Origin of the sequence: Spiribacter halobius, assembly GCF_020883455.1 — a bacterium.
Lineage (GTDB): Bacteria > Pseudomonadota > Gammaproteobacteria > Nitrococcales > Nitrococcaceae > Sediminicurvatus > Sediminicurvatus halobius.
Window position 1 is genome coordinate 1,643,442 of record NZ_CP086615.1, and the last position, 24,526, is coordinate 1,667,967.

The 24,526-nt window shown below is 71.1% G+C and carries 18 protein-coding genes; 6 read left to right on the forward strand and 12 right to left on the reverse strand.

Going from position 1 to position 24,526, the window contains the following annotated elements; all coding sequences use genetic code 11:
* The first annotated feature begins 67 nt into the window (after positions 1-67).
* The 4 genes from LMH63_RS07475 (at position 68) to LMH63_RS07490 (ending at position 6,829) form a co-directional block, all read left to right on the forward strand.
* Positions 68-736 (forward strand): TetR/AcrR family transcriptional regulator, encoded by a 669-nt coding sequence (locus tag LMH63_RS07475; RefSeq protein ID WP_109679095.1) that lies wholly within the window; start codon positions 68-70, stop codon positions 734-736.
* Complete coding sequence (locus LMH63_RS07480) at positions 733-3,189, forward strand: acyl-CoA dehydrogenase (RefSeq protein WP_109679096.1); 2,457 nt, start codon at positions 733-735, stop codon at positions 3,187-3,189. The genes LMH63_RS07475 and LMH63_RS07480 overlap by 4 nt, the downstream gene beginning before the upstream one ends.
* Positions 3,190-3,252: 63 nt before the next feature.
* On the forward strand, positions 3,253-5,619 hold the full coding sequence (locus LMH63_RS07485; protein ID WP_109679152.1) for a 3-hydroxyacyl-CoA dehydrogenase/enoyl-CoA hydratase family protein: 2,367 nt from the start codon (positions 3,253-3,255) through the stop codon (positions 5,617-5,619).
* Between the two features lie 13 nt (positions 5,620-5,632).
* The gene (locus tag LMH63_RS07490; protein ID WP_109679097.1) at positions 5,633-6,829 is read left to right on the forward strand and encodes an acetyl-CoA C-acyltransferase; all 1,197 of its coding nucleotides are present in this window, start codon (positions 5,633-5,635) and stop codon (positions 6,827-6,829) included.
* 62 nt (positions 6,830-6,891) lie between these two features.
* On the opposite strand, the gene LMH63_RS07495 is transcribed toward LMH63_RS07490, so the two are convergent.
* Genes LMH63_RS07495 through LMH63_RS07515 form a run of 5 tightly spaced genes read right to left on the reverse strand, consistent with a single transcriptional unit; the run spans position 6,892 to position 11,800 of the window.
* Positions 6,892-7,332, reverse strand: a complete 441-nt coding sequence (locus tag LMH63_RS07495) for an acyl-CoA thioesterase (RefSeq protein WP_109679098.1) — start codon at positions 7,330-7,332, stop codon at positions 6,892-6,894.
* Between the two features lie 2 nt (positions 7,333-7,334).
* On the reverse strand, positions 7,335-7,973 hold the full coding sequence (locus LMH63_RS07500) for a DsbA family oxidoreductase (RefSeq protein ID WP_109679099.1): 639 nt from the start codon (positions 7,971-7,973) through the stop codon (positions 7,335-7,337).
* Complete coding sequence (gene sthA, locus LMH63_RS07505; RefSeq protein WP_109679100.1) at positions 7,970-9,370, reverse strand: Si-specific NAD(P)(+) transhydrogenase; 1,401 nt, start codon at positions 9,368-9,370, stop codon at positions 7,970-7,972. The genes LMH63_RS07500 and sthA overlap by 4 nt, the downstream gene beginning before the upstream one ends.
* Before the next feature lie 55 nt (positions 9,371-9,425).
* Positions 9,426-10,820 (reverse strand): HDOD domain-containing protein, encoded by a 1,395-nt coding sequence (locus LMH63_RS07510; RefSeq protein WP_109679101.1) that lies wholly within the window; start codon positions 10,818-10,820, stop codon positions 9,426-9,428.
* A complete protein-coding gene (locus tag LMH63_RS07515; RefSeq protein ID WP_109679102.1) occupies positions 10,817-11,800 on the reverse strand; it encodes a MotY family protein in 984 nt (327 codons plus the stop codon). The genes LMH63_RS07510 and LMH63_RS07515 overlap by 4 nt, the downstream gene beginning before the upstream one ends.
* 202 nt (positions 11,801-12,002) lie before the next feature.
* Between LMH63_RS07515 and LMH63_RS07520 the strand changes: the two genes are divergently transcribed.
* The gene (locus LMH63_RS07520) at positions 12,003-14,174 is read left to right on the forward strand and encodes a malate synthase G (protein WP_109679103.1); all 2,172 of its coding nucleotides are present in this window, start codon (positions 12,003-12,005) and stop codon (positions 14,172-14,174) included.
* Positions 14,175-14,404: 230 nt separating this feature from the next.
* Here the strand turns inward: LMH63_RS07520 and LMH63_RS07525 are convergent, their stop codons facing one another.
* The 7 genes from LMH63_RS07525 to LMH63_RS07555 form a co-directional block, all read right to left on the reverse strand.
* Entirely contained in the window at positions 14,405-15,280 is an 876-nt protein-coding gene (locus LMH63_RS07525; RefSeq protein ID WP_109679104.1) for an XdhC family protein, read from the reverse strand.
* A gap of 12 nt (positions 15,281-15,292) precedes the next feature.
* Positions 15,293-16,444: a vWA domain-containing protein gene (locus LMH63_RS07530; protein ID WP_109679105.1), complete on the reverse strand. Its 1,152-nt coding sequence runs from the start codon at positions 16,442-16,444 to the stop codon at positions 15,293-15,295.
* Positions 16,441-17,319 (reverse strand): AAA family ATPase, encoded by an 879-nt coding sequence (locus LMH63_RS07535; protein ID WP_109679106.1) that lies wholly within the window; start codon positions 17,317-17,319, stop codon positions 16,441-16,443. Before LMH63_RS07535 ends, LMH63_RS07530 begins: the two co-directional genes overlap by 4 nt.
* Before the next feature lie 4 nt (positions 17,320-17,323).
* Positions 17,324-20,407, reverse strand: coding sequence for an aerobic carbon-monoxide dehydrogenase large subunit (locus tag LMH63_RS07540; RefSeq protein WP_109679107.1), 3,084 nt, complete (start codon positions 20,405-20,407; stop codon positions 17,324-17,326).
* A gap of 79 nt (positions 20,408-20,486) precedes the next feature.
* The gene (locus tag LMH63_RS07545) at positions 20,487-20,996 is read right to left on the reverse strand and encodes a (2Fe-2S)-binding protein (RefSeq protein WP_109679108.1); all 510 of its coding nucleotides are present in this window, start codon (positions 20,994-20,996) and stop codon (positions 20,487-20,489) included.
* Entirely contained in the window at positions 20,993-21,868 is an 876-nt protein-coding gene (locus tag LMH63_RS07550; RefSeq protein WP_109679109.1) for an FAD binding domain-containing protein, read from the reverse strand. Before LMH63_RS07550 ends, LMH63_RS07545 begins: the two co-directional genes overlap by 4 nt.
* A 148-nt stretch (positions 21,869-22,016) precedes the next feature.
* The gene (locus tag LMH63_RS07555; protein WP_109679110.1) at positions 22,017-22,745 is read right to left on the reverse strand and encodes a LytTR family transcriptional regulator DNA-binding domain-containing protein; all 729 of its coding nucleotides are present in this window, start codon (positions 22,743-22,745) and stop codon (positions 22,017-22,019) included.
* A gap of 455 nt (positions 22,746-23,200) precedes the next feature.
* Here LMH63_RS07555 and LMH63_RS07560 point away from each other — a divergent pair, with 455 nt between their 5' ends.
* Positions 23,201-24,391: a TRAP transporter substrate-binding protein gene (locus tag LMH63_RS07560; protein ID WP_109679111.1), complete on the forward strand. Its 1,191-nt coding sequence runs from the start codon at positions 23,201-23,203 to the stop codon at positions 24,389-24,391.
* Positions 24,392-24,526 lie beyond the last annotated feature (135 nt).

A 24,526-nucleotide genomic window follows, 5' to 3' on the forward strand; every position in this document is an offset into this window, starting at 1 on the left:
ATATGCGGGGTAGGGCGGCGGCGTTCGGGGCTTGCCATACGCCACCGTATGGACTAGATTCGATGCCATGAACGAGAGCAATGCCAGGCAGTCGCTGAGCGCCGAGGACTGGGCCGACGCCGCGCTGGAGGCGATCGCCGAGTCCGGCATCAAGGGGGTGGCGGTGGAGCCGCTGGCGCGGCGCCTCGGCGTCACCAAGGGCAGCTTCTACTGGCACTTTGCCAATCGGCGGGCGCTGCTGGAGGCCGCGCTGCGGCTGTGGGAACAGCGCGAGACCGACGCCGTGCTGGCCCGCGCCGCCGAGGAGCAGGACCCGCGCAAGCGGCTTGCGCGGCTCTTCCGCGAGGCGGATGGCAGTCAGCGCGCCGGCCGCCTCTACTTGGCGCTTACCGGTGCGACGGAGAACCGCTTCGTGCAGGTGGTGGTGCGCCGGGTGATGGAGGAGCGTATCGGCTTCCTGCGCCAGTGCTACGCGGCGATGGGCCTGGATGCGAACGAAGCCCACGACCGCGCGGTGCTCGCCTACTCGGTGTTCCTCGGCACGCTGCAGATGCGCCGCGATGCACCGGACGTGGTGCCGAGCGGGGAGCACTTCCACCAGTACATGCACTTCATCGGCGAGGCCCTGATCCCCGGCTACCGGCCGGAGCTGGTCCGCCGCGAGGGCACGGGGGCCGGTGCCGTGGCGAGCGCCACGGTGAATGTCGGGACCAACACCCGAGGAGACGTGTCATGACGACGCTCGCAGTGATCCTGCTGCTGCTGGCCGGGGCGCTGGCGCTGGCTTTTGTCGGCGTTCCACTCATCGTCTGGACTGTGGCGCTGGCTGCCCTGGTGGCGGTTGGCGCGGCCACCGGGGTGCTGGGTAGCGTCGCAACCGCCGCGGCGGTCGTCCTGCTCGGGCCGCCGGCGCTCGTGCTCAACGTGCCGGCGCTGCGCCGGCAGCTGCTCTCGGCCCGGCTGCTCACGATCTTCCGGCGCGTGCTGCCGCCCGTGAGCCAGACCGAGCGCGAGGCGCTGGAGGCGGGCGACACCTGGTGGGAAACCGATCTCTTCCGCGGCCGGCCGGACTGGCAGCGGCTGCTGGAGACCCGGGTCACCGAGCTCTCGGCGGAGGAGCGCTCGTTCATCGACAACGAGGTGGAGACCCTGTGCGCGATGCTGGACGAGGACCGCATCGTGCGCGAGGATCGGGACCTGAGCCCGGCGGCGTGGGACTACCTGCGCCGGGAGCGCTTCTTCAGCCTGATCATCCCCAGGCGCTACGGCGGGCGGGAGTTCTCCTCGCTCGCCCAGTCCACGGTGGTGGCCAAGATCTCTACCCGCAGCCTGTCGGCGGCGGTCACTGTCATGGTGCCGAACTCCCTCGGGCCGGGTGAGCTGCTGCTCAAGTACGGCACCGAGGCGCAGAAGGACTACTGGCTGCCGCGGCTTGCGGATGGCCGGGAGATCCCCTGCTTCGCGCTCACCGGCCCGGATGTCGGCTCCGACGCCGGCTCGATGCCGGACTACGGCGTCGTCTGCCGCGGCGAGCACGAAGGCCGCGAGGTGCTCGGGATCCGGCTCAACTTCTCCAAGCGCTACATTACGCTGGCGCCGGTGGCGACGGTGCTGGGCCTCGCCTTCCGGCTGCACGATCCGGACCATCTGCTTGGAGAGCGCGCGGACATCGGCATCACCTGCGCGCTGATCCCGGCGGATCACCCCGGAGTGCGCATCGGCCAGCGTCACTTCCCCATGGGACTGGCCTTCATGAACGGGCCCATCGAGGGGGAGGACGTCTTCATCCCGCTGGACTGGATCATCGGCGGTCAGACCATGGCCGGCCGTGGCTGGCGCATGCTGGTGGAATGCCTGTCGGTGGGCCGGGCGATCTCCCTGCCGGCATTGGGGACGGCCGCGAGCAAGGTCGCCTACCGCATGACCGGCGCCTACGCCCGCATCCGCCGCCAGTTCAAGCTGCCCATCGGCCGCTTCGAGGGCGTACAGGAGGCCATGGCGCGTATCGGCGGTGGCACCTACACCCTCGAGGCCGCCCGCGTGCTCACGGCGAGCGCCGGCGACCTCGGCGTCCGGCCCTCGGTGGTTTCGGCCATCGCCAAGTACCACATGACCGAGCGCATGCGCGGCATCGTCAACGACGCCATGGACGTGCATGCCGGACGCGCCGTGATCTTCGGCCCGCGCAACTACCTCGGCTACGCCTACCAGGCGGTGCCGGTGGGCATCACCGTCGAGGGCGCCAACATCCTCACCCGCAGCCTGATGATCTACGGCCAGGGCGCGATCCGCTGCCATCCCTACGTCTTCGACGAGATGGAGGCGGCGCGAGCCGACGACGTCGCCGCCTTCGACCGGCTGCTGTTCAGCCATCTCGGCTACACCGTCAACCGCGGCGTGCGGGCCTTCCTCCTGGGGCTGACCGGGGCACGGCTCGCGCGCAGCCCCGCGGACGGCGAGCTCGCCGGCTACTACCGCCAGCTCGAGCGCATGAGCGCCGCCCTGGCCTTCGTGTCCGACGTGGCCATGGCGCGCCTCGGCGGCGATCTGAAGCGCCGGGAGCGGCTCTCCGCACGCCTCGGCGACGTGCTGAGCCAGCTCTATCTGGCCTCGGCGGTGCTCAAGTACCACCACGACGGTGGTCGTGACGAGGCCGAGTTGCCCTATGTGCGCTGGGCTCTGGAGCAGGCCCTGTTCGAGATCCAGCGCGCCTTCGAGGGCTTCTTCGAGAACTTCCCGGGGCGTTTCGCCGGTGGTGCGCTGCGGTGGCTGGTGTTCCCCCTCGGCCGCCCCTACCGTGCCCCCGCCGACCGCCTCGGCTCCGAGGTCGCCCGCAGCATGATGACGGCCGGCGCCGCGCGCGACCGCATCAGCGCTGACATGTACCTGGGCGACGGGCCCGAGGACGCCATCGGCCGCATGGAGGCGACCTTCGCCCTGCTGGAGCGGGTGGAGCCGGTTTACGAGCGCTTCCTGAAGGCGGCGGCCCGGGGCGAGCTGGATGGGCACACCTTCGAGGCGCGCCTGGAATCGGCGCGGGCCCAGGGCGTGCTGGGCGCCGAGGAGGCCGCACTCGTGGCCGAGTACGAGGCGCTGCGCCGCGAGGCCATCGCCACGGACGTCTTCGAGCCCTCGACCCTCAGCCCGGCGGGCGCGGGCGAGGCGCCGCGACGCGCCGACGTGGCCTGAGGGGCGCAGGCGAGCAGCGTTTTCCGGCGCCCGCTCCGGGCGCCGGCAATGGCGGAGGAGCGCATGACGGAGCAACTGGAAGTCCGCCGCGCGGCGGTGCTCGGCGCCGGGGTCATGGGCGCGCAGATCGCCGCGCACCTGGCCAATGCCGGTATCGAGACCGTGCTCTTCGAATTGCCGGGGGAGGGCGCCGATCGCAGCGCCCCGGCGCAGCAGGCCATCGAGCGGCTGGCGAAGCTGCAGCCGGCGCCGCTCGCGACCCCGGCCTACGCCCGGCGCATCCGGGCGGCAAACTACGATGAGGACCTCGCCGAGCTCGCCGACTGCGATCTCGTGATCGAGGCGGTGGCGGAGCGGCTCGATATCAAGCGCCAGCTCTTCGAGGGGGTGGCGCCGCATCTGCCGCCGGCAGGGGTGGTGGGCACCAACACCTCGGGGCTGTCGGTGAACGCCCTCGCGGAGGTGCTGCCCGAGGGGCTGCGCGGCCGCTTCTGCGGCATTCATTTCTTCAACCCGCCGCGCTACATGCATCTGGTGGAGCTCATCCCCGGAGCGGCCACCGAGGCCGCCGTCCTCGACCAGGTGGAGGCCTTCCTCGTCACCAGTCTGGGCAAGGGCGTGGTGCGGGCGAAGGACACGCCGAACTTCATCGGCAACCGCATCGGCGTGTTCTCCATCATGGCCACGATGCACCACGCCGAGCGCCTCCGCATCCCCTTCGACGTGGTGGATGCCCTCACGGGACCCGCCATCGGCCGGCCCAAGAGCGCCACCTTCCGTACCGCCGACGTGGTGGGTCTGGACACCCTGGCCCACGTGGTGGAAGGCTCCGCACCGCGACTCTCCGACGACCCCTGGGTCGGTTATCTGAGGCTCCCGGACTGGCTGCGCGCGCTGATCGACCGGGGTGCCCTGGGGCAGAAGAGCGGCGCCGGGGTCTATCGCAAGGAGGGGCGGCAGATCCTGGTGCTCGATCCCGAGCGCGGCGAGTACCGCCCGGCGCAGCCCCAGGCGGCGGACGCGGTACAGACCCTGCTCGCCGAGCGCGATCCGGGCCGCAAGCTCGCCGCTCTGCGGGCCTCGGACCATCCTCAGGCGAAGTTCCTCTGGGCCATCCACCGGGACGTCTTCCACTACGCCGCGCACCTGCTCGGCGGCATCGCGGACAACGCCCGGGACGTGGATCTGGCCCTGCGCTGGGGGTTCGGGTGGCGGCACGGCCCGTTCGAGACCTGGCAGGCCGCCGGCTGGCGGGAGACCGCCCGGGCCCTCGGTGATGACATCGATGCCGGGCGTGCCCTGACGGCGGTGCCGCTGCCGGACTGGGTGCAGGCGGTGGAGGCCGTGCACACGCCGCAGGGCTCCTGGGCACCGGCAGCCGGAGATTACCGTGCCCCCTCGCCGCTGCCCGTCTATTGCCGCCAGCGCCAGCCGGAGACCGTGCTTGGCGGCCCGCGTCCGCCGGCGGGGGAGACCACCTTCGAGACCGAGGCGGTGCGGCTCTGGCATCTGGAGCCGGACGTGGGGATCCTCTCATTCCGCACCCGCAGCCAGGCCGTCAGCCGCGAGGTGCTGGAGGGCGTGCTCGCCGCCGTGGACGAGGCCGAGGCACGCTACCGCGCCGTGGTGCTCTGGCAGGACAGCGAGCCCTTCTCGGTGGGCGCGGATCTGAAGCAGGTCACCGCCGCCCTCGATGCGGGTGACTTCGACAGCCTCGAGCGCATGGTGGCGCGCTTCCAGGAGGCGACCGGGCGCCTGCGCAGCGCGCGGGTGCCGGTGGTGGCGGGGCTGCGCGGCATGGCCCTCGGCGGCGGCTGCGAGTTCGTCATGCACTGCGACCACGTCGTGGCGGCGCAGGAGAGCTACGTCGGCCTGGTGGAGGCAGGCGTGGGGCTCATCCCTGCCGGTGGCGGCTGCAGGGAGCTGGCCCGTCGCGCCGCGGTGCAGGCACCGGACGGCGACCCCTTCCCGTTCCTGCGCCACTACTTCGAGGCGGTGGCGAAGGCCGAGGTGGGTCGCAGCGCCCCTGAGGCCCGCCGGCTCGGTCTGCTGGGGCCGAACACCACCACCGTGATGCATGGCCAGGAGGTTCTGCACGTGGCCATGGCCCATGCCCGGGCGCTCGCCGAAGCGGGCTACCGGCCGCCGCTGCCGGAGCCGGTGCGGGTCGCGGGGCGCGAGGGGCTCGCCAACTTCGAGGGCATGCTGGCGAATTACCGTGCCGGTGGCTTCATCAGCGAGCATGACCACGCGGTGGCACGCGCCGCCGCGGCGGCCCTCTGCGGCGGCGAGGTGGAGAGCGGCACGGAGGTGGACCAGCGCTGGCTGCTGCGCCTGGAGCGGGAGGGCTTCATGGCGCTGCTGCGCAGCGAGGCCACCGCCGCGCGCATCCGCCACATGCTCGAGACCGGCAAGCCGCTGCGGAACTGACGGGGGATCGAACATGAGCCAGATCCAGGACGCCTACATCGTCTCCGCCCTGCGTACCCCCGTGGGCAAGGCGCCCAAGGGGCAGTTCCGGCACACCCGGCCCGACGATCTGCTCGCCCACGTGCTCCGCGGCGCGGTGGCGCGGGTGCCGGGGCTAGACCCCGCCCTGGTGGAAGACGTCATCGTCGGCTGTGCCATGCCCGAGGGGGCGCAGGGCCTCAACGTCGCCCGCATCGGCGCGCTGCTCGCCGGCTTTCCCGACTCGGTGCCCGGCGTGACCGTCAACCGCTTCTGCGCCTCCGGCCTGCAGACGGTGGCCATGGCCGTCGAGCGCATCCGCCTCGGCGAGGCCGACTGCATCGTCGCCGGCGGCACCGAGAGCATGAGCGCCGTGCCCATGATGGGCTTTCGCCCGTCGTTCAACCCGCGCCTGTTCGAGGATGACGAGCACGTGGGCATCGCCTACGGCATGGGCATCACGGCCGAACGCGTGGCCGAGCGCTGGCGGGTGAGCCGCGAGGACCAGGACGCCTTCGCCCTCGAAAGCCACCGGCGGGCCATTGCTACCATCGACGGCGGTGAGTTCCGCGACGAGATCCTGCCGGTCACCGTGCACACCCACGCCCCGTCCGCGGACGGCCAGACGGTGGCGGTCGCCGAGACCATCGCCGACACCGACGAGGGCCCACGCCGGGATACCAGCGCCGAGGCGCTGGCGAAGCTACGGCCCGCCTTCGCTGCCCGCGGCAGCGTCACCCCCGGCAACAGTTCCCAGACGAGCGACGGCGCGGGGGCCGTGGTGGTGATGAGCGAGCGCCTGCTGCGCAAGCTCGGCGCCGAGCCATTGGCACGTTTCGCCGGCTTCAGCGTGGCCGGAGTCCCTCCGGAGATCATGGGTATCGGCCCGAAAGAGGCGATACCCCGGCTGTTGAAGAGAACCGGCGTGCACCTTGCCGACGTGGACTGGATCGAGCTGAACGAGGCTTTCGCCGCGCAGAGCCTGGCGGTGATGCGCGAGCTGGAGCTGGACCCGGAGCGCGTGAACCCGCTCGGCGGCGCCATCGCCCTGGGCCACCCTCTCGGCGCCACCGGCGCGATCCGCACGGCCACCGTGGTGCACGCGCTGCGGCGGCGCGGGCTGCGATACGGCATGGTCACCATGTGCGTCGGCACCGGCATGGGCGCGGCGGGGCTGCTCGAGCGGGTTTGAGGGTCCTGTTCCCATAGGTGCTTGCCGGTGGGTAGGTCGCACGCGGCGCCGCCGCGCACGACCTACGGTGTGTGAAAGCGCTGCGCCAGGCGTTCCCGGAAGGCCTCGGGGGCGTGGGCGATGCGGCGTTCGCGGTAATCGAAGAACACGATGCCGGTCTTGGCGCGGGCGATCTCGGTGTCGTCGGCGGGGCGGTGGAGGCGGTAGGCGAGATCGCAGCCGCGGCGGTTATGGTCATGGGCGCCGACCGCGATCTCCAGATGGTCTCCGGCGAAGGCCTCGGCGCGGTACTGGATCGCGGCGTCGGCCACAATGATGCCGAGGCCCTCCACGTCCAGCTCCCGGTAGCCCAGCGCCGCGAAGAACTCGGCGCGGGCCTGCTGGCAGAAGGCGAGCACCGTGTCGTTGCCGACGTGTCCGCCGTAGTTGAGGTCGGTCACGCGTACGGTCAGACGTGTGACGAAGGGGAGCGTCTCCGGCAGCGCGACGTGAACCCTGGCCATGCTCAGTGCTCCCGGGCGGCCGGGCGGATCCCCTGCTCGCGCAGGGCCCGCTCGAGGGTGTCCACCGACACCGCTCCCGGAAAGGCGCGCTTGCCCACAACGAGCGTCGGCACCCCGGAGAGGCCGATGCGACGGGCGGCCTCCACATGCTCCAGCAGGCGTTCCAGCGGGGCCTGGGTCTGCCACGCCTGCTCCGTGAGATCGCCGGCGCCGTGGGCCGCGGCCAGCTCCCTCAGCACCGCCTCGTCACCGATATTGCGGCGCTCCACGAAGTAGGCATGGAAGATGGCGGCGTGCAGCGGCAGGAAGGCCTCCGGGCGCTGGTCGAATACCGTCTGGGCGAGCAGCAGGGCCTGGCGCGAGTTGGTGGTGAAGTCGCGCTCGGCAAGGGGCAGCCCGTCCTCGGCGGCCATGCGCTCGAGGTTCGCGGTCATGGCCTGCCACTGCTCCGGGAGATAGCCGAGCTCCGTGACCGGTCGCCCCTGGGCGGGGTTGTCCGGATGGATCTCGAGGAAGCGGTAGTGAACGGCGACCGGATAGTCCGCGACCACCCGGGCGAGCCGATGCCAGCCGATGTAGCAGAACGGACAGACGTAGTCGAAGTAGAGCTCGACCGGGATCCGCTCGGCAGTTGCGCTCACTTCGGCACCCGGTTGTAGCCGTTGAGTGCCGCGACGCGATAGCCCTCTGCCATGGTGGGATAGTTGAAGGTGGTGTTCATGAAGTAGCGCAGCGTATTGCCTGGCGCCGGCTGGGCCATGATCGCCTGGCCGATGTGCACGATCTCGGCAGCCTGGTCGCCGAAGCAGTGGATGCCCAGCAGCTCGAGGCTGTCGACGTGGAACAGCAGCTTGAGCATGCCCGTGGTCTGGCCCGAGATCTGCGCACGGGCCAGGTCCTTGAAGAAGGCATGCCCCACCTCGTAGGGCACCTGCGCCTCGGTGAGCTCGCGCTCGCTACGGCCAACCGAGCTGATCTCGGGGATGGTGTAGATGCCCGTGGGCACGTCGTGAGCGAGCCGGTAGTCGCACTCGCCGTTGACCATGTGCGTCGCGGCATAGCGGCCCTGGTCGTAGGCCGCGCTGGCGAGGCTCGGATAGCCGATGACGTCGCCGACGGCGTAGATGTGCGGCTGGGCGGTCTGGAAGTCGTCGTTGACCTCGATCTGGCCGCGGCCGTTGGGCACGATATCCAGGGCCTCGAGTCCCATGCCGTCGGTGTTGCCGCTGCGGCCATTGGCCCAGAGCAGCAGGTCGCCGCGGATGCGCTTGCCGGACTTGAGCTCCAGGGTGACATGATCATCGCCCGCCACCACCCGCTCGTACTCCTCGCGGTGCCGGATGAGCACGCCGTGCTCGCGCAGGTGATAGGAGATGGCGTCGGAGATCTCGTCGTCCAGGAAGGCGAGCATGCGCTCCCGGGTGTTGATCAGATCCACCTTCACGCCGAGCCCACGGAAGATCGACGCGTACTCGCTGCCGATGACGCCGGCCCCGTAGATGATGATGTTGCGCGGGGTGTGGTCGAGCTCCAGGATCTGGTCGCTGTCGCAGATGCGGGGATGCTCGAAGTCCACGTCCGGCGGGCGGTAGGGCCGGGAGCCGGTTGCGATCAGAAAGTGCCTGGCCTCGAGCCGGCTGCTGCGCCCGTCCGGCCCCATGAGCTCCACCGTTTGCGGGTCGACGAAGCGGGCCTCGCCCTGCAGCACGGGGACGTCGTTGCGCACGTAGAATCCGGTGCGCAGGCTCACCTGGCGGTCGATCACCTGCCGGGCGTGGCGGAGCATGGTCGGAAAGGACAGATGCCGGGGCTCGCTCGCCTCGCGGAACAGCGGGCTCGAGTTGTACTCCATGAGCCGCCGGACGTTGTGGCGCAACGCCTTGGACGGGATCGTGCCCCAGTGGGTACAGCCGCCCCCGACCTCGCGATGGCGCTCGATCATCGCCACCGAGCGCCCGGACTTGGCGAGCTTCATCGCCGCCCCCTCGCCGGCGGGCCCGCTGCCGAGGACGATGGCGTCGTAGCGCTTGGTGCTCATGGGCCCTCCGTCGGCGCGTTGCGGCGCCGCAGTATAGCGCGTGGGCCCCGCGCGGTCAGGCGGTGAGCCGGCCAAGGCAGAGCATGGTCTGCTCGGCCAGATGGCAGAAGCCGTCGAAGGCCTCGCGCAGGGCCTCGCCGCTGGCGGCGCCCGGCTCGGCGAGCAGCACACCGATGGTCCGGCCGCGGAGCTGCAGCGGCGCCACGAAGACCACCGGCCCAAGCTGCGCTGCCGCCTCGGCCATGACCTGGCGGCGGCGCGGGTCCTCCAGCCGCGCCGGCCGCCCTTCAGCGAGCAGACCCGCCAGCGCCGACCCCGGTTCCAGCGACACGCGTTCCAGGGCGCCGTAGAGCGCGGCGGGCACGCCCAGGGCCGCGCGGATGGCGAGCCCGCGGCGATCCCGGCGCAGGGCGGCGAGGGCGCAACGGTCCAGGGCCTGGCCGCGGTAGAGACCCTCCACCGCCAGATCGAACAGGGCCTGCAGGTCCCGAGACTCGTGGGCCGTGGCGGACATCTCCCGCAGCACCCGCAGCTGCAGTGCCGGGTCCGGCTGTCGCGTCGGTTCCGCCAGGCGCTCCGGTCGGGCCGCATCGGTGCGGGCGCCGACATCCACGCCCAGGGCCCGCCCGAGCTCGGGCAGCGCCGCCGTGGCCCGCTCGATCAGCGCGCCGGCCTCCACCGGCTCGAGGCGGGCCTCGCGCGCGACGCGGTTCGTGGCCGCCTCCAAGCGGCCGGCCTCGAGGTCCGCGACTACGGCATGGGCGTTGCGGGTGAGGCGGGCCCGGCCGTCCCGCGGCGCGCCGGGGCGGAGCGCTCCGGTGAGCAGGTCGCCGAGGCGCCAGTCCCGGGCGAGGGCGCGGGAGAGCTCCCGCAGCGCGAAGCCCAGGGTGTCGCGTTCGATATCCGCCGGGCTGCCGGCGCCCTCGGCCAGGGCGGTCTCCAGCCCGGCGGCGGTAGCGTCGTCGGCCAGGGACCAGAAAGCCAGCTCGCCGATGCGGTACAGCAGGGCGGCGATCAGCACCTCCTCCGGGGCCGGGTCGCCGGTGGCCTCTGCCAGCGCCCGGGCCTGCACCGCTGCGTGCAGCGAGCTGCGGAATACCCGGCGCACCCGGCTGTGCTGGTCACCGCGCACCAGGGTGTCGATCACCGTCAGCGAGAGCCCGATGGCCCGCACCGTGTCGAAGCCGAGCACGATCACCGCCCGGCTCACCGTGCTGATGCGCACCCCTGCGGGGTTGAAGTAGGCGCTGTTGGCGATGCGGATGACGTCCGAGGTAAGCGCCGCGTCGCGGAGGATCACCCGGGCGAGATCCGTAGCCGAGCTGCCGTGGTCCTGCGCGGTGTTGCACAGGGCCTGCACGGTGTCCCCGAGTACCGGCAGGTCCTCGCGCTGCAGCCGGCGCAGCCAGTCGTCGAGTCCGTCCGGTGCAAGGGGAGGGGCGTCGCTCACAGGCCGGCCTCGATCACCGCCCGGCGGTTGCGGGAGCGCTGGTAGCGGTCCCCGTTGTCGGCGACCGGCGCGGTCTCGCCCTCGCTGCGGATGCCGAGCCGCTCGGCCGCCACCCCTTCGGCGATCAGGCGGTTGCGCACCTCGATGGCGCGGGCGAGACCCAGTGCCCGGTTGTAGCCCCGGCTGCCGGTGCTGTCGGTGTGGCCGACAATGGTGATCTCCGAGAGATGGCCGGCATTGCGGAGCTGCCCGGCGAGCCGTCGGATGGCCTCGAAGTCGACCCGGTCCAGCCGGGCGGTGCCGTGGCCGAAGTAGATGGGTGTTGCCCCGCCGCCCAGGCCCCTGATGGTTGCCCCCAGGTCGGCCGGGTTGGGTGAATGGTCGCGCCGCTCGGGTGCGGCGCCGGCTGCCACGCCGGATGGCGCCGCTGTATTGCCGCCGCCGTCGTCGCCAGCGCGATCGCTCTCACTGCGGCTGTCGGGGGGATCGCCTCCGGTTGCCGCGCCCAGGCAGGCCAGGTGTCGGCGCAGCGCCGGCCGGAAGGCCACCGGCGAGACGACGGCGTCCAGCGGGCCCACCTGCCAGTCCGGGAAGCTCAGGCGCATCTCGTGCCCGGCCTCCAGACCCTCCAGCAGCAGGGCCGAGATCTGCCCGTCGAAGCGCAGGGCGTTGCGCTCGGGGCGCGCCTGCACGCGGGTGAGCCGCTCCCGTCGCCCGGACTGCCAGGCGGTGGCCTGGCGGTAGAGCTGTCCCTCGCGATCGGCCCCCGGGGGACGCCGGGTGACGAAGGTGGTGACCAGACGGTCGTCGCGATACTGGGTGAGGATCAGTGTGCCGAGCCGGGGTATTCGGTGAACGAGATGGCAGGCGTTACCGCCGGGCACGCTTTCCCAGCCGGCATCGGCGAGGCGCGCCCGGAAGCCGTCGGCGCCAGCGGCCGACGGCAGCAGGATCGCGGTCAGCCAGAGCGTAATCAGCATGCGTTGCATAACCGGGGAATCGGCGCCGTAGCCGCAGGCTTGAGGGGGACACCGGCATATCGCATCGTGCAATGAGCCCCGCTTTATGAATTCCGGTGCCTCGTTTAAGCTATTGGGCTTTTGCCAGTGGCGGTAGACTCCGGCCCTGGCGCTTCCGGCCATGGGGCCGGCCCCGGACAGCACAGCAGGAGCGAGACAGGCTATGACCGAGCGAGTTGAGGCAGGCGGGCTTCAGGTGGCGAAGCCGCTGCATGATCTGATCGAGCAGGCGCTGCCGGGAACGGGGGTCGATGCCGGCACGTTCTGGTCCGGGCTGGCGAGCATCGTCAGGGACCTCGGCCCCCGCAATCGGGAGCTCCTCGCCATTCGCGACGAGCTCCAGGCGCGCATCGATCAGTGGCACCGGGACAATCCCGGCCGCCACCACGACCCCTCCTACCGCAGCTTCCTCGAGGAGATCGGCTATCTGCGCCCCGAGGGCGAGGATTTCCAGGTCAGCACCCGCAACGTGGACCCCGAAATCGCGGATATCGGCGGGCCGCAGCTGGTGGTGCCGGTGAACAACGCGCGCTACGCACTGAATGCGGCCAACGCCCGCTGGGGCAGCCTCTACGATGCCCTCTACGGCACCGACGTCATCCCGGAGACGGGCGGCGCCGAGAAGGGCGCGAGCTTCAACCCGGTGCGCGCGCAGAAGGTGGTCGCCTGGGCGGCGGACTTCCTGGACCGCAGCTTCCCGCTCACTGGCGGCAGCCACGCCGACGCCACCGCCTACAGCATCGCCGCCGAGGGTGCCCGGGGCACGCTGCGGGTTGCGCTGGCCAACGGTCAGACCGTCGGCCTGCAGGACCCGACCCAGCTCGTCGGCTACCAGGGCGGCGAGACGCCTACCGCGGTGCTGCTGCGTCGACACGGGCTGCATGCGGAGATCCAGATCGATTCCGGGCACCCCATCGGTCGGGAGCATGCGGCGGGCGTCAAGGACGTGCTGCTGGAGTCCGCTGTCACCGCGATCCAGGACTGCGAGGATTCCGTCGCCGCGGTTGACGGCGAGGACAAGGCGCTCGTCTACGGCAACTGGCTCGGCCTGATGAAGGGGGATCTCAGCGAGACCTTCGAGAAGGGCGGCCAGCAGGTCACCCGCCGGCTCAACGCCGACCGCCAGTACACCACACCCGAGGGTGGCCAGCTGACGCTGCCCGGCCGCAGCCTGATGCTGATCCGCAACGTCGGCCACCTGATGACCACGCCGGCGGTGCTGGATGCGGACGGCAACGAGATCCCCGAGGGCATGCTGGATGCCCTGTGTACCGCGCTCATTGCGATGCACGACCTCAAGGGCAATGGCTCGGTGAGCAACAGTCGCAGCGGCAGCGTGTACATCGTGAAGCCCAAGATGCACGGGCCGGACGAGGTCGCTTTCACCGTGCAGCTGTTCGAGCGCGTCGAGGACATCCTCGGCCTCGAGCGCAACACCCTCAAGGTGGGGGTCATGGACGAGGAGCGGCGCACCACGCTCAACCTCAAGGCCTGCATCCGCGAGGCGCGCGAGCGCCTCATCTTCATCAACACCGGCTTCCTGGATCGCACCGGCGACGAGATCCACACCAGCATGGAAGCCGGGCCGATGATCCGGAAGGGTGAGATGAAGCAGTCCCGCTGGCTGAATGCCTACGAGGACTGGAACGTGGACATCGGCCTCGAGTGCGGGCTGCGCGGGCATGCCCAGATCGGCAAGGGCATGTGGGCCATGCCGGACCGCATGGCGGATATGCTCGAGGCGAAGATCGGCCATCCCAAGGCCGGTGCCAACTGTGCCTGGGTGCCTTCGCCCACCGCGGCCACCCTGCATGCCATCCATTACCATCAGGTGGACGTCAAGGCGCGCCAGCAGGAGCTCGGCGGGCAGCGCCGCGCCAGCCTGGAGGACCTGCTGGCCGTGCCGGTGGCCGAGGATCCGGGCTGGTCGGCCGAGGAGATCCGCCAGGAGCTGGAGAACAACTGCCAGGGCATCCTCGGCTACGTGGTGCGCTGGATCGATCACGGCGTCGGCTGCTCCAAGGTGCCGGACATCAACGACGTCGGCCTGATGGAGGACCGGGCGACGCTGCGCATCTCGAGCCAGCACATCGCCAACTGGCTGCATCACGGCATCGTCGGCGAGGATCAGGTGATGGACGCCCTGAAGCGCATGGCCGAGGTGGTGGACCGCCAGAACGCCGGGGATCCGGCCTACCGCCCCATGGCCCCGTCCTTCGATGGCGTCGCCTTCCAGGCCGCCTGTGACCTGGTCTTCAAGGGCCGTGAGCAGCCCAGCGGCTACACCGAGCCGGTGCTGCACGCACGGCGGCTGGAGCTTAAGGCGAAGGGCTGAGCAGAGTGCGGAGCGGGGCTGTGGCAAACGGCCCCGCCCGCGTTCCCGAGCCCGCCTATCTCGCCGGTTCGCGAAGCGAGGGCGTGGAGATGGCGGGCAGGACAAGGCGCGGGAGAGTCCGGGCGCGCAGGCGTACTCGACAGTACGTCGAGCACCCGGGCCGAGCGCAACGCCGGCCTGCCCGCCAGATCCGCGCCCGCAGCCGTGAATCGGTGAGATAGGCGGGCTAGTTACCCGCCGCCGCAGCAACCCGCGCTGCTCGCCCCGGCGCGGGCGCCTGGCGTCGCCGCCGGCTGCGGCACTGCCGGGGCTTGCCCCGAATCCACGGCGCCACCCCGCCGCCAGGCGATCAGCTCCGCCAGCACGGTGATGGCGATCTCCTCCGGCGTGCGTGCACCGAGGTCGAGGCCGGCGGGGGCCTTGATGGCATCCAGCCTGGCGGCGTGATGGCCGCGCTCGGCGAGCTGCTCCCGCAGTCGGGCGAACTTGCGGCGGCTGGCAATGAAGCCGATGCGCTCCGCTCCGCTGGCCAGGGCGGCCTCCAGGGCCGGGCGGTCGCCCCGGCCCTGGGTGGCCACTACCGCGAACCGAGGGGCCGGCCAGTCCTCACCGGCGCGCCAGTCGTCGGCGTGGCGGACCGCCCCGGCGAACGCCTCCGCCGTGGTGTCGGGGGCCACCGCCTGCACCGCGAAGCCGACACCGGCGGCGGTGACGGCGAGATGGCGCGCGGCCGGGCTGGCGCCGTACACCCGCAGTGCCGGCGCCGGCAGCACCGGGTCCACGAAAAGATCCAGCGTGCCGCCGCTGGCACAGCCGGTATGAAAGTCGCGGAGCCCTTCCACGGCGCCCTGCTCGCGCCGCGGCGAGACGCGGATGAGCTGGGGCTGGCCATCCTCCAGCGCCTCGGCGACGGTGCGCAGCACCGCCGGCTGGGCGCAGCCGCCCCCGATCCAGCCCGCCTCGATGCCCTCGGCGGTGACCACGGCCTTCTGCCCGGGACGGGCGGAGGTGGGCGTCTCGCAGCGCACCACGGTCACCAGGGCGCAAGGCACGGCGGCGTCCTGAAGGCGCTGCAGGGTGGCGAAGAGTGTCTGTTCCCCGGTCATGGCGGAGCCTCCTCAGAGTCTGGCCAGCTCGTCCTCGAGGGCGAGCAGGCTGGCGAGATCGTGGGCCGGCGCGAGCCGGTCGACATAGGGCAGGGCGGCGCGCATGCCCGCGGCCTCGGGCCGATAGCCGGTGCGCCCGGCGAGCGGATTGAGCCAGACCACCCGCCCACAGCGCCCGCGGAGCTCGGCCATGGCGGCGGCCAGGCGCTCGGGGGTCCCGGTGTCGAGGCCGTCACTGAGGATCACGGCGACCCCGCGGCGGCGAGCGACGGATGGGGCGTGGTCACGGTTGAAGGCCTCGATGGACTCGCCGATGCGCGTGCCGCCGGACCAGCCGCTGGAGAGCAGGGCGAGCTGCTCGCGCATGCGCTCCGGGGAGGGCGCCGCCACGGCCTCGGTGACCCGCACCAGGTGGGTGTGGAAGATGAAGGCCTCGGCCCGGGGAAAGGCGAGCAGGGCGCCGCGGGCGAGGCGCAGGAAACGCAGGCTGTAGACGCTCATGGAACGGCTGGCGTCCACCAGCAGCACCAGCGCCGGTGGCCGCCGGCGCGCCCGGCGGAAGGCCGGGTCCACGGGTATCCCGCCCTGGCCGAGGCTGTGCCGCAGGGTGCGCCGCACATCGAGCCGCCCGCGGCGCCCGGCGCTGCGCCAGCGTCGGCGCAGCCGTCGCTGCCAGCGGCGGGCAAGGCGCTCCATCAGGGCCTCCAGGGCGGCGTTCTCGTCGGCGTCGTGGAGATGGCGGAAATCCGTGTGGCCGAGGGCGCGGCGGGCGCTCGCCCCGTGCTGGGCGGCGCTGCCGGGCGCGGCGTCGGCGTCGCCGGGGCCCTCGCTCCGCCGCGGGCGGTCGGGGCTGCCGTGCTCGCCGCCGCCGGCGCCGGGTACCGGCTGCAGCCCGCCCCCGGGCCCCTGACTGCGGGTGCGCACGCCGCGGCGCGGGAACCAGTAGCGCTGGAAGAGCTCGTCGAACTCCCGCCACTGCTCCGGCGTGCCGCAGAGCAGGGGGCGCAGCGCCGCCGCGAGAGCGCGCCGGTCTTGGAGGCCGACGGCCTCGGCGATGCGCAGGGCGTCGTGCTGCTCCTCGATGCCCACCGGCCAGCCCCGCGCGCGCAGGCTCTGGCAGAGCCCGAGCAGGTTCGCGGCCACCGGCGGTGCGGTCGGGGTCATCGCGTCTCCGCGGCCAGCGCGTCGATGCGCTCCGGGGTGAGGGCGTCGCGGTCGGCGCGGGTCTTCACCAGGCAGGAGAGGGTCTCCAGCAGGGCCTCCGGCGACTGGTCGATGCGCTCCAGGCCGAGCCCCATGAGCGCGGCGGCCCAGTCCAGGGTTTCGGCCACCCCCGGCGCCTTGCGCAGCCCAAGCCGGCGCAGCTCGTGGACGAAGCGCACGGCCTGCTCGGCGAGCCGCCGGTCGATGCCGGGCAGATGCGCCTCGAGAATCGCGAGCTCCTTGTCCAGGCCGGGATAGTCCAGATAGTGGTAGAGGCAGCGCCGGCGCAGGGCGTCGGAGAGCTCGCGGGTGGCGTTGGAGGTGAGCAGCACCCGCGGGCGGCTGGCCGCGCGCAGGGTGCCGAGCTCGGGCACCGTGACCTGGAACTCCGAGAGCACCTCCAGCAGATAGGCCTCGAATTCCTCGTCGGCGCGGTCGATCTCGTCGATCAGCAGCACCGGCGGTTCGGTGGCCGAGATCGCTTCCAGCAGCGGGCGGCGCAGCAGATAGCGCTCGCTGAAGATCGCCGCCTCGGCGTCCTCGCCGGCCCGGCCCTCGGCCTCCAGCAGGCGAATGGCCAGCAGCTGGCGCTGGTAGTCCCACTCGTAGACCGCCGACTGCAGATCCAGCCCCTCGTAGCACTGCAGGCGGATCAGCCGGCTGCCGTGGAGGCGGGCGAGGGCCTGGGCGACGGCGGTCTTGCCGACGCCGGCCTCGCCCTCCAGCAGCAGCGGCCGGCCGAGCTGCTCGGCCAGGGCCAGAGTGGTGGCCAGCGCCGGGTCGGCGACATACCCTGCCTCGGCGAGCCGCTCGCGGTAGCCCTCGGCGCCCTCCATGGCGTCAGCGACTGCCCCCGAACAGCCGGCGGAAGAAGGCCTTGATGCTGCCCCAGAGCAGGGTCATGGCGTTCAGCTCCTGGGGGCCTTCCTCGAGCTTGCGCCGCGCGGCCTCGGCCTCGGCACCCTCGCCGCCGGCCTGCACGCGGGTCTCGAAGCGCTCCACGAACTGCGAGAGCAGCCGGTCGGAGATGTTCTCCAGCATGCGCCCGCCGAAGCTTGCGAACTTGCCGGTGAGCGAGATCACCGCCCGCCCGGCGAGTACCGTGCGCCCATCCGCGCCGGGCTCGAGCCGGGCGGTGAGCTCCATGGTGGCGCTGGAGGTGCCCTTGGAGTCGGCGCCGCGGCCGCTCATGCGCAGCTCCCGGCGCTCGGCGTCCAGCCCCAGGACCTCGATGTCGCCGTTGAAGGTGGCGCTCACGGGACCGACCTTGAGCCGCATCTCGCCGCGGTAATGGCTGTCGTCCAGCTGCTCGGTGATGCCGGCGCCGGGCATACAGGCGGCCACCTCACGGATGTCCTGGAGCAGGGCCCAGGCGTCGTCGGGCGCGATGGCAAGGTCGTAGCGCCGGTCGAGCACCACCTGCATGCCCTCGCCCTTTGCCTGGGGCTGGCCCGCCGCCGGTGCGCGCTCGCCCTCCGGGCGCGGCTTCGGCTGGAACGGTGCCACCTGGTCGGCCTCCGGCCGGCGGTCGAGGCCGAGCTCATGGAGCGTGCGCCAGACCCGGTAGGCGTTGTGGGGCATGTCCACGTGGGTGATGCCAAAGCGGGTGAAGGCGTCGTTGATGGCGTTGGAGAAGCAGGGGATGCCACCCACGTGGGAGGACTCGCCCACGCCCTTGGCGCCGATGGGGTGGTGCGGCGAGGGGGTGACGGTGTAGTCCGTCTCCCAGCTCGGCGCCTCCATCATGGTGGGCACGAAGTAATCCATGAGCGAAGCGCCGAGGATGTTGCCCTGGGCGTCATAGGGCAGCTCCTGGCCCATGGCCACACCAAAGGCCTCGGTGAGCCCGCCGTGCACCTGACCCTCGATGATCATCGGGTTGATGCGTGTGCCGCAGTCGTCCAGGGCGTAGAAGCGGCGGATCTTCGTCTCGCCGGTGTAGCGGTCGATGTCCAGCACGCAGAGGTAGGCGCCGAAGGGGTAGGTCATGTTCGGCGGGTCGTAGTACTCCACCGCCTCCAGTCCCGGTTCCATGCCCTCGGGGACGTTGTTGTAGGCCGCCCAGGCGATGGTGGGCATGTCCGTGACCTGGTCCGGCACGCCCTTGACCTGAAAGCCCTCGCCGGTCCACTCGAGGTCGTCCTCGCTCACCTCCATGAGGTGGGCGGCGATCTTCTTCGCCTTGTCGCGGATCTTGCGTGCGGCCTGGGCGGTGGCGGCGCCGGCCACCGGCGTCGAGCGCGAGCCGTAGGTGCCGAGGCCGTAGGGGGCGGTGTCGGTGTTGCCCTCCTCGATGATGATGTTGTCCGCGGGCAGGCCGAGCTCGGTGGCGATGATCTGGCCGTAGGTGGTCTCGTGGCCCTGGCCCTGGGTCTTGGTGCCCATGCGGGCGATGATGCTGCCGGTGGGGTGCACGCGGATCTCGGCGCTGTCGAACATGCCGACGCCGAGGATGTCGCAGTTGCGGGTGGGGCCGGCGCCGACGATCTCGGTGAAGGTGCACAGCCCGATGCCCATGAGCTCGCCGTGCTGCTCCCACTTCTCCTGCTGCTCGCGGCGCAGCCCCTCGTAATCACAGGCTTCCATGACCTTCTTCAGGGCGGTGTGATAGTCGCCGGAGTCGTACTCCCAGCCGAGGGCCGACGGGTAGGGGAACTGCTCCGGCCTGATGAAGTTCTTCAGCCGGATCTCGGCCTTGTCCATGCCGAGCTTCACCGCGAGCACGTCGATCATGCGCTCGATGAGGTAGCAGGCCTCGGTGACGCGGAACGAGCAGCGGTAGGCCACGCCCCCCGGCGCCTTGTTGGTGTAGACGCCGTCGACGCGGGCGTAGGCGGTGCGGATGTCGTAGCTGCCGGTGCAGATATTGAAGAAGCCCGCCGGCCACTTGCTCGGGTCGGCGCAGGCGTCGAAGGCGCCGTGGTCCGCCAGGACGTGGGCGCGCAGGCCGAGGATCTTCCCGTCCTTCGTCGCGGCGAGCTCGCCGGTCATGTGGTAGTCCCGGGCGAAGGCGGTGGTGGAGAGGTTCTCGATGCGGTCCTCGATCCACTTCACCGGCCTACCGAGGACGATGGAGGCCACCGTCGCCACCACGTAGCCCGGATACACGCCCACCTTGTTGCCGAAGCCGCCGCCGATGTCGGGGGCGTTGATGTGCACCTTGCTCTCGGGGATGCCGGAGAGCTGGGAGAACACGGTGCGCACCACGTGGGGCGCCTGGGAGGTGAGGTGCACGGTGAGCTCGCCGCGCACCTTGTCGAAGTCGGCCACACAGCCGCAGGTCTCGAGCGGGCAGGGGTGTACGCGGGGGTAGAGCATCTGCTCGCGCACCGTGACCTCGGCCTCGTCGAAGACGCGGTCCGTGGCGTCCTTCTCGCCCACCTCCCAGGTGAAGATGTGGTTGTGATGGACGCGCTTGCCGTGGGCACCCTCGTCCTGGCCCTGGAGGTCGTCGCGGATCACCGGGGCGTCCTCGGCCATGGACTGGTGCGGGTCCACCAGCGCCGGCAGGGGCTCGTACTCCACTTCCACCAGGTCGATGGCGTCGGCGGCGATGTAGCGGTCATCGGCCACCACCATGGCCACTTCCTGGTTCTGGAAGCAGACCTTGCCGTCGGCGAGCACCATCTGCTTGTCGCCGGCGAGGGTGGGCATCCAGTGCAGGTTCAGCGGCGCCAGGTCCTCGGCGGTGAGGACGGCGTGCACGCCGGGCAGGGCCAGCGCCTTGTCCTTGTGGATGGCCTTGATGCGGGCGTGGGCGTGGGGGCTGCGCACGAAATCCCCGAACAGCATGCCCGGGCGCTGGATGTCGTCCACGTAGTGGCCGCGCCCCTGGATGAAGCGCGCGTCCTCGGTGCGCTTGCGCCGGCAGCCGACGCCGCCGAGCTTCTCGCTCCGTGCCAGATCTTCCGCAGTGCTCGCCATGTCTGCTCTCCTCGCGATGGCCGCCCGCAGGTCGCGGCGGTCGGGAATCGGTGATGACGCCTGTCGGGCAGGGGCGCGGCTACTCGGTAGCCGCCTCGCCCTCTGCGACGGGCTCGCCGCGCAGCTCACGGGCGGCGCGGCGCACCGAGCGCACGATGTTCTGGTAGCCGGTGCAGCGGCAGAGGTTGCCCGCCATCTCGAAGCGGATCTCCGCCTCGCTGGGGTCGGGGTTGTCCTGCAGCAGCCGCCAGCCCCGCACCAGCATGCCGGGCGTGCAGTAGCCGCACTGCAGGCCGTGCTCCTGGACGAAGGCGGCCTGCAGCGGGTGCAGCCCGTCGGGCCCGGCCAGCCCCTCCACGGTGATCAGCTCGGCCCCCTGGCACTGGACCGTGAGCACGGTGCAGGACTTCACCGAGGCGCCGTCCAGATCCACCGTGCAGGCGCCGCAGTGGCTGGTCTCGCAGCCGATGTGGGCGCCGGTGAGGCGCAGGCGCTCACGCAGGGTGTGGATCAGCAGCTCCCGCGGGTCCACCAGCACGTCCACGGCCTCGCCGTTGACCGTGAAGCTCACATGCACCTTGTCGCTCATCGGGCGCCTCCTTCGGCTCGCTCCTGGGCCAGGCGCAGGGCCCGGCGGGTCATCTCACCGGCCACGTGGGCCTTGTACTCGGGGCTGCCGCGCAGGTCCTCGGCGGGGTCGGTGGCGGCGGCCGCGGCCTGGCCGGCCTGCTCGATGCGCCCGGCATCCAGCGGCTCGCCGGTGAGCAGATCCTCGACGTCGTGAACGCGGATCGGCGTGGGGCCGAGGTTGGTGAGCGTCAGCCGGACGCGCTGTACGCGGCCCTCCGCCAGCTCGAGAATGCAGGCGGCGGCGGCGGTGGCCCAGTCGCCGGTCTTGCGCTTGAGCTTGCAGTAGGCGTGGCCGTGGCCCGGCGCGGGGATGGGGATGCGGATGGCGGTGACCAGCTCGTCGTCCCCGAGATCCTTCAGATAGGGGCCGAGGTAGAAGCCGTCGGCAGCGGACTCGCGCTGACCGCGCGGGCCGCGGATGACGAAGCGCGCATCCAGGGCGGTCAGCACGGCGGGATGGTCATTGGCCGGATCGCCGTGCAGGGCATCGCCGCCCAGCGTTCCGCGGTTGCGGACCTGGGGGTCGGCAATCTGCCGGGCCACCTCCGGCAGCAACGGGCAGCGGCGGGCGAGCACGTCGGAGGCGAGCAGCTCGGCCTCGGTAGTCATCGGCCCGATGACCAGCTCGCCGCCTTCCTCGCGGATGCCCTTGAGCTCGGTGATCTTGCCCAGATCAATGAGATGCGCCGGCTCGGCGAAGCGCAGCTTCATCATCGGCAGCAGGCTGTGGCCGCCGGCGAGCAGGGCCCGCTCGCCCTCGAGCTCGCTCAGCAGGCGCAGCGCCTCGTCGACACCGCTTGCGGCGTGGTATTCGAATCGCCCCGGGATCATGGCTTGTCTCCTCCTTGCCCTGCCGGTTGCCCGGTCTACTTGTACACCCAATACAGCGCAGTGGGTCCATTGCGTACAAGCCGCCATTCACCAACGGCGTTATCGGTGCGTGAATGGCAGTATTGCCGCCGGAATGGCAGCCGGACGCTCAGGCAAGCCCGAAGGCATCCTTGACCCGCGGCACCTGGCTGCGGCTGATGGGCACCTCGGTGGTTTTCCGGTCGCCCAGGGTGAGTACGTAGCGCTCGTCCCGGCGGGCAAGGGCGGTGGCATACCCGAGGTTGACGATGTAGGAGCGATGCACGCGCAGAAAGCGCTCGGGGTCGAGGCGGGCCTCGAGGTCGGCGAGCGACAGGTTGCAGAGATAGCGCTCGCCCGCCGTGAAGACGTCGGTGTAATGCCCGCCGGCGCGCAGGTGCACCACCTCGTCCAGATCCAGCAGCATCACCTCCTGCTGGCGCGACACGGGCAGCTTGCGCAGCTGCCGCAGACGCCCGTCGGCGGCCGGGCGCGCCCCCGACGTGGCATCGGTGACGTCGAAGAACACCAGGCAGTAACCGCCCGGCGCACCGCCCGCGCCGACCATGCGGGTGAGCTTGATCAGGAGGATGCGGTCGGGGATGTTGATCATCATCGTCATTGGCGGCGAGCTGCTGACCGGGCAGTAGGCGCCGCCGCTCGCCTCCAGCAGCCAGGCGATCTTGTCGCGGCTCTTGAGCGGATGCAGCTGCAGTACCTCGCGGCCCATCACCTCGCCGGGTGCGACGCCCAGCACCTCGGCCGCGACGCCGTTAAGGGCCGTGACGCGGTGTGCGGCGTCGAGCCAGATCACGCCGGGATCGAATTTCTGCAGACGGTGCTCGAAGCGCTCTTCCATGAATGATTACCCCTCCTTGCCTGGCGCTCGCCGCGCGACCTCCACGCTTGGACCGTGGGCGGGGGGCGAGGTTGCGTACATACCCCCGGGTGTGTTTGCCGTTACTGCTCGGCGCCCCCGCGCCGGGATTTGCTCGCTGCGGCGGGGCTGTGATGTACTTTACGTGGTCTGACCAAGAGCGGATGGGTGACGGGCGATCGCTGCAGACGGCGCTCGCCGATGGGCTCTGAAGCCCATGGTCTATACTCTGACGCCACTACGGGTTGCTGCCCGCCGGGCGGTACAGGACAGCGGCCGGCCGCGCGGCAGGCGGAAGGACGCGGCAGCCGGCCGGACGGAATGAGAAGGTTCCCGCTCGGGTGTCGTCTGTTCGGGGCGATACGCGTGCCGAGCCGGGAAGCGGCCAGACGGCCGCCGATCGGTGCATAAACCAAGGCCCCAATGGGAGGAGTGAGATGACCGAGACGAAAGACAACGGCCAGGTCACGAACAAGACCAATCAGGCCGAAGTGACCAGCAAGCCGACCTCGCGTCGAAATTTCCTCAAGGGGGGGCTGCTTGCAGCCGGCGGCGCCGCCGCGGCGAGTACCTTCCCGGCCCCCTACGTGCATGCCCAGCAGAGCCCCATCACCCTGCGCATGCAGACTTCCTGGCCATCCGGCGACATCTGGATGGACTTCGCCCAGCAGTACGTTGACCGCCTCGAGGCGATGTCCGGCGGACGGCTGCGTGTCGAGCTGCTGCCGGCCGGTGCGGTCGTCCAGGCCTTCCAGGTGATGGACGCTGTCAGTGACGGGGTGCTCGACTGCGCCCATACCGTGGCGGCTTACTGGTACGGCAAGCACCGGGCGGCGTCGCTGTTCGGCACCGGGCCGGTCTGGGGCTGGGACGGCCAGAGCTTCCTCAGCTGGTTCTACCAGGGTGGTGGCCAGGAGCTCTACCACGAGCTGGCGCAGGATATCCTCGGGCTCAACGTCTACGGATTCTACGCCTTCCCGATGCCGCCGCAGCCGTTCGGCTGGTTCAAGGAGCCGGTGACCTCGGTGGAGGAGCTCCAGGGCTTCAAGTACCGCACCGTGGGGCTGGCCACCAATGTCATGCAGGCACTTGGCATGAGCGTGACCCAGCTGCCTGGCGGCGAGATCGTCCCGGCGATGGAGCGCGGCGTGATCGACGCGTTCGAGTTCAACAACCCGTCCTCCGACCTGCGCTTCGGTGCCCAGGACGTGGCCAAGCACTACATCCTGAGCTCGTACCATCAGGCCAACGAGACCTTCGAGATCATCTTCAACCGGGACGTGTTCGACGACCTGGACGACGACCTCAAGGCCATCGTGCGTCACGGCGCGGAGGCGGTGTCCACCGCGAACTTCGCCTCGGCGATGGACAACTACTCGCGCGATCTGCAGCGGCTCCAGGAAGAGCATGGCGTCACCCTGCACCGGACCTCGGACGAGATCCTGCAGGCGGAGCTCGAGGCCTGGTCGGACGTGATCACGGAGCTCGAGGAGGACGACGAGTTCAACAAGCGCGTCCTGGACAGCCAGCGCGAGTGGGCGCGGCGCGTGAGCTTCTACACGATCATGAACGGCGTGGATCAGGCGCTCGCCTACGAGCACTTCTTCCCCGGTCGTCTGAAGCTCTAGCAGCCAGCGAGGCCGTGAGGTCCGGGCCCTTATCCTGCCGGGCCGGGGCCTCGCGGTTCCCAGTGGCCGGGCCATGCGCGGCTACAACCGGAGAGATGCACGGCGGCCGCGGGGCCGCCGTGCCGTAACGACCGG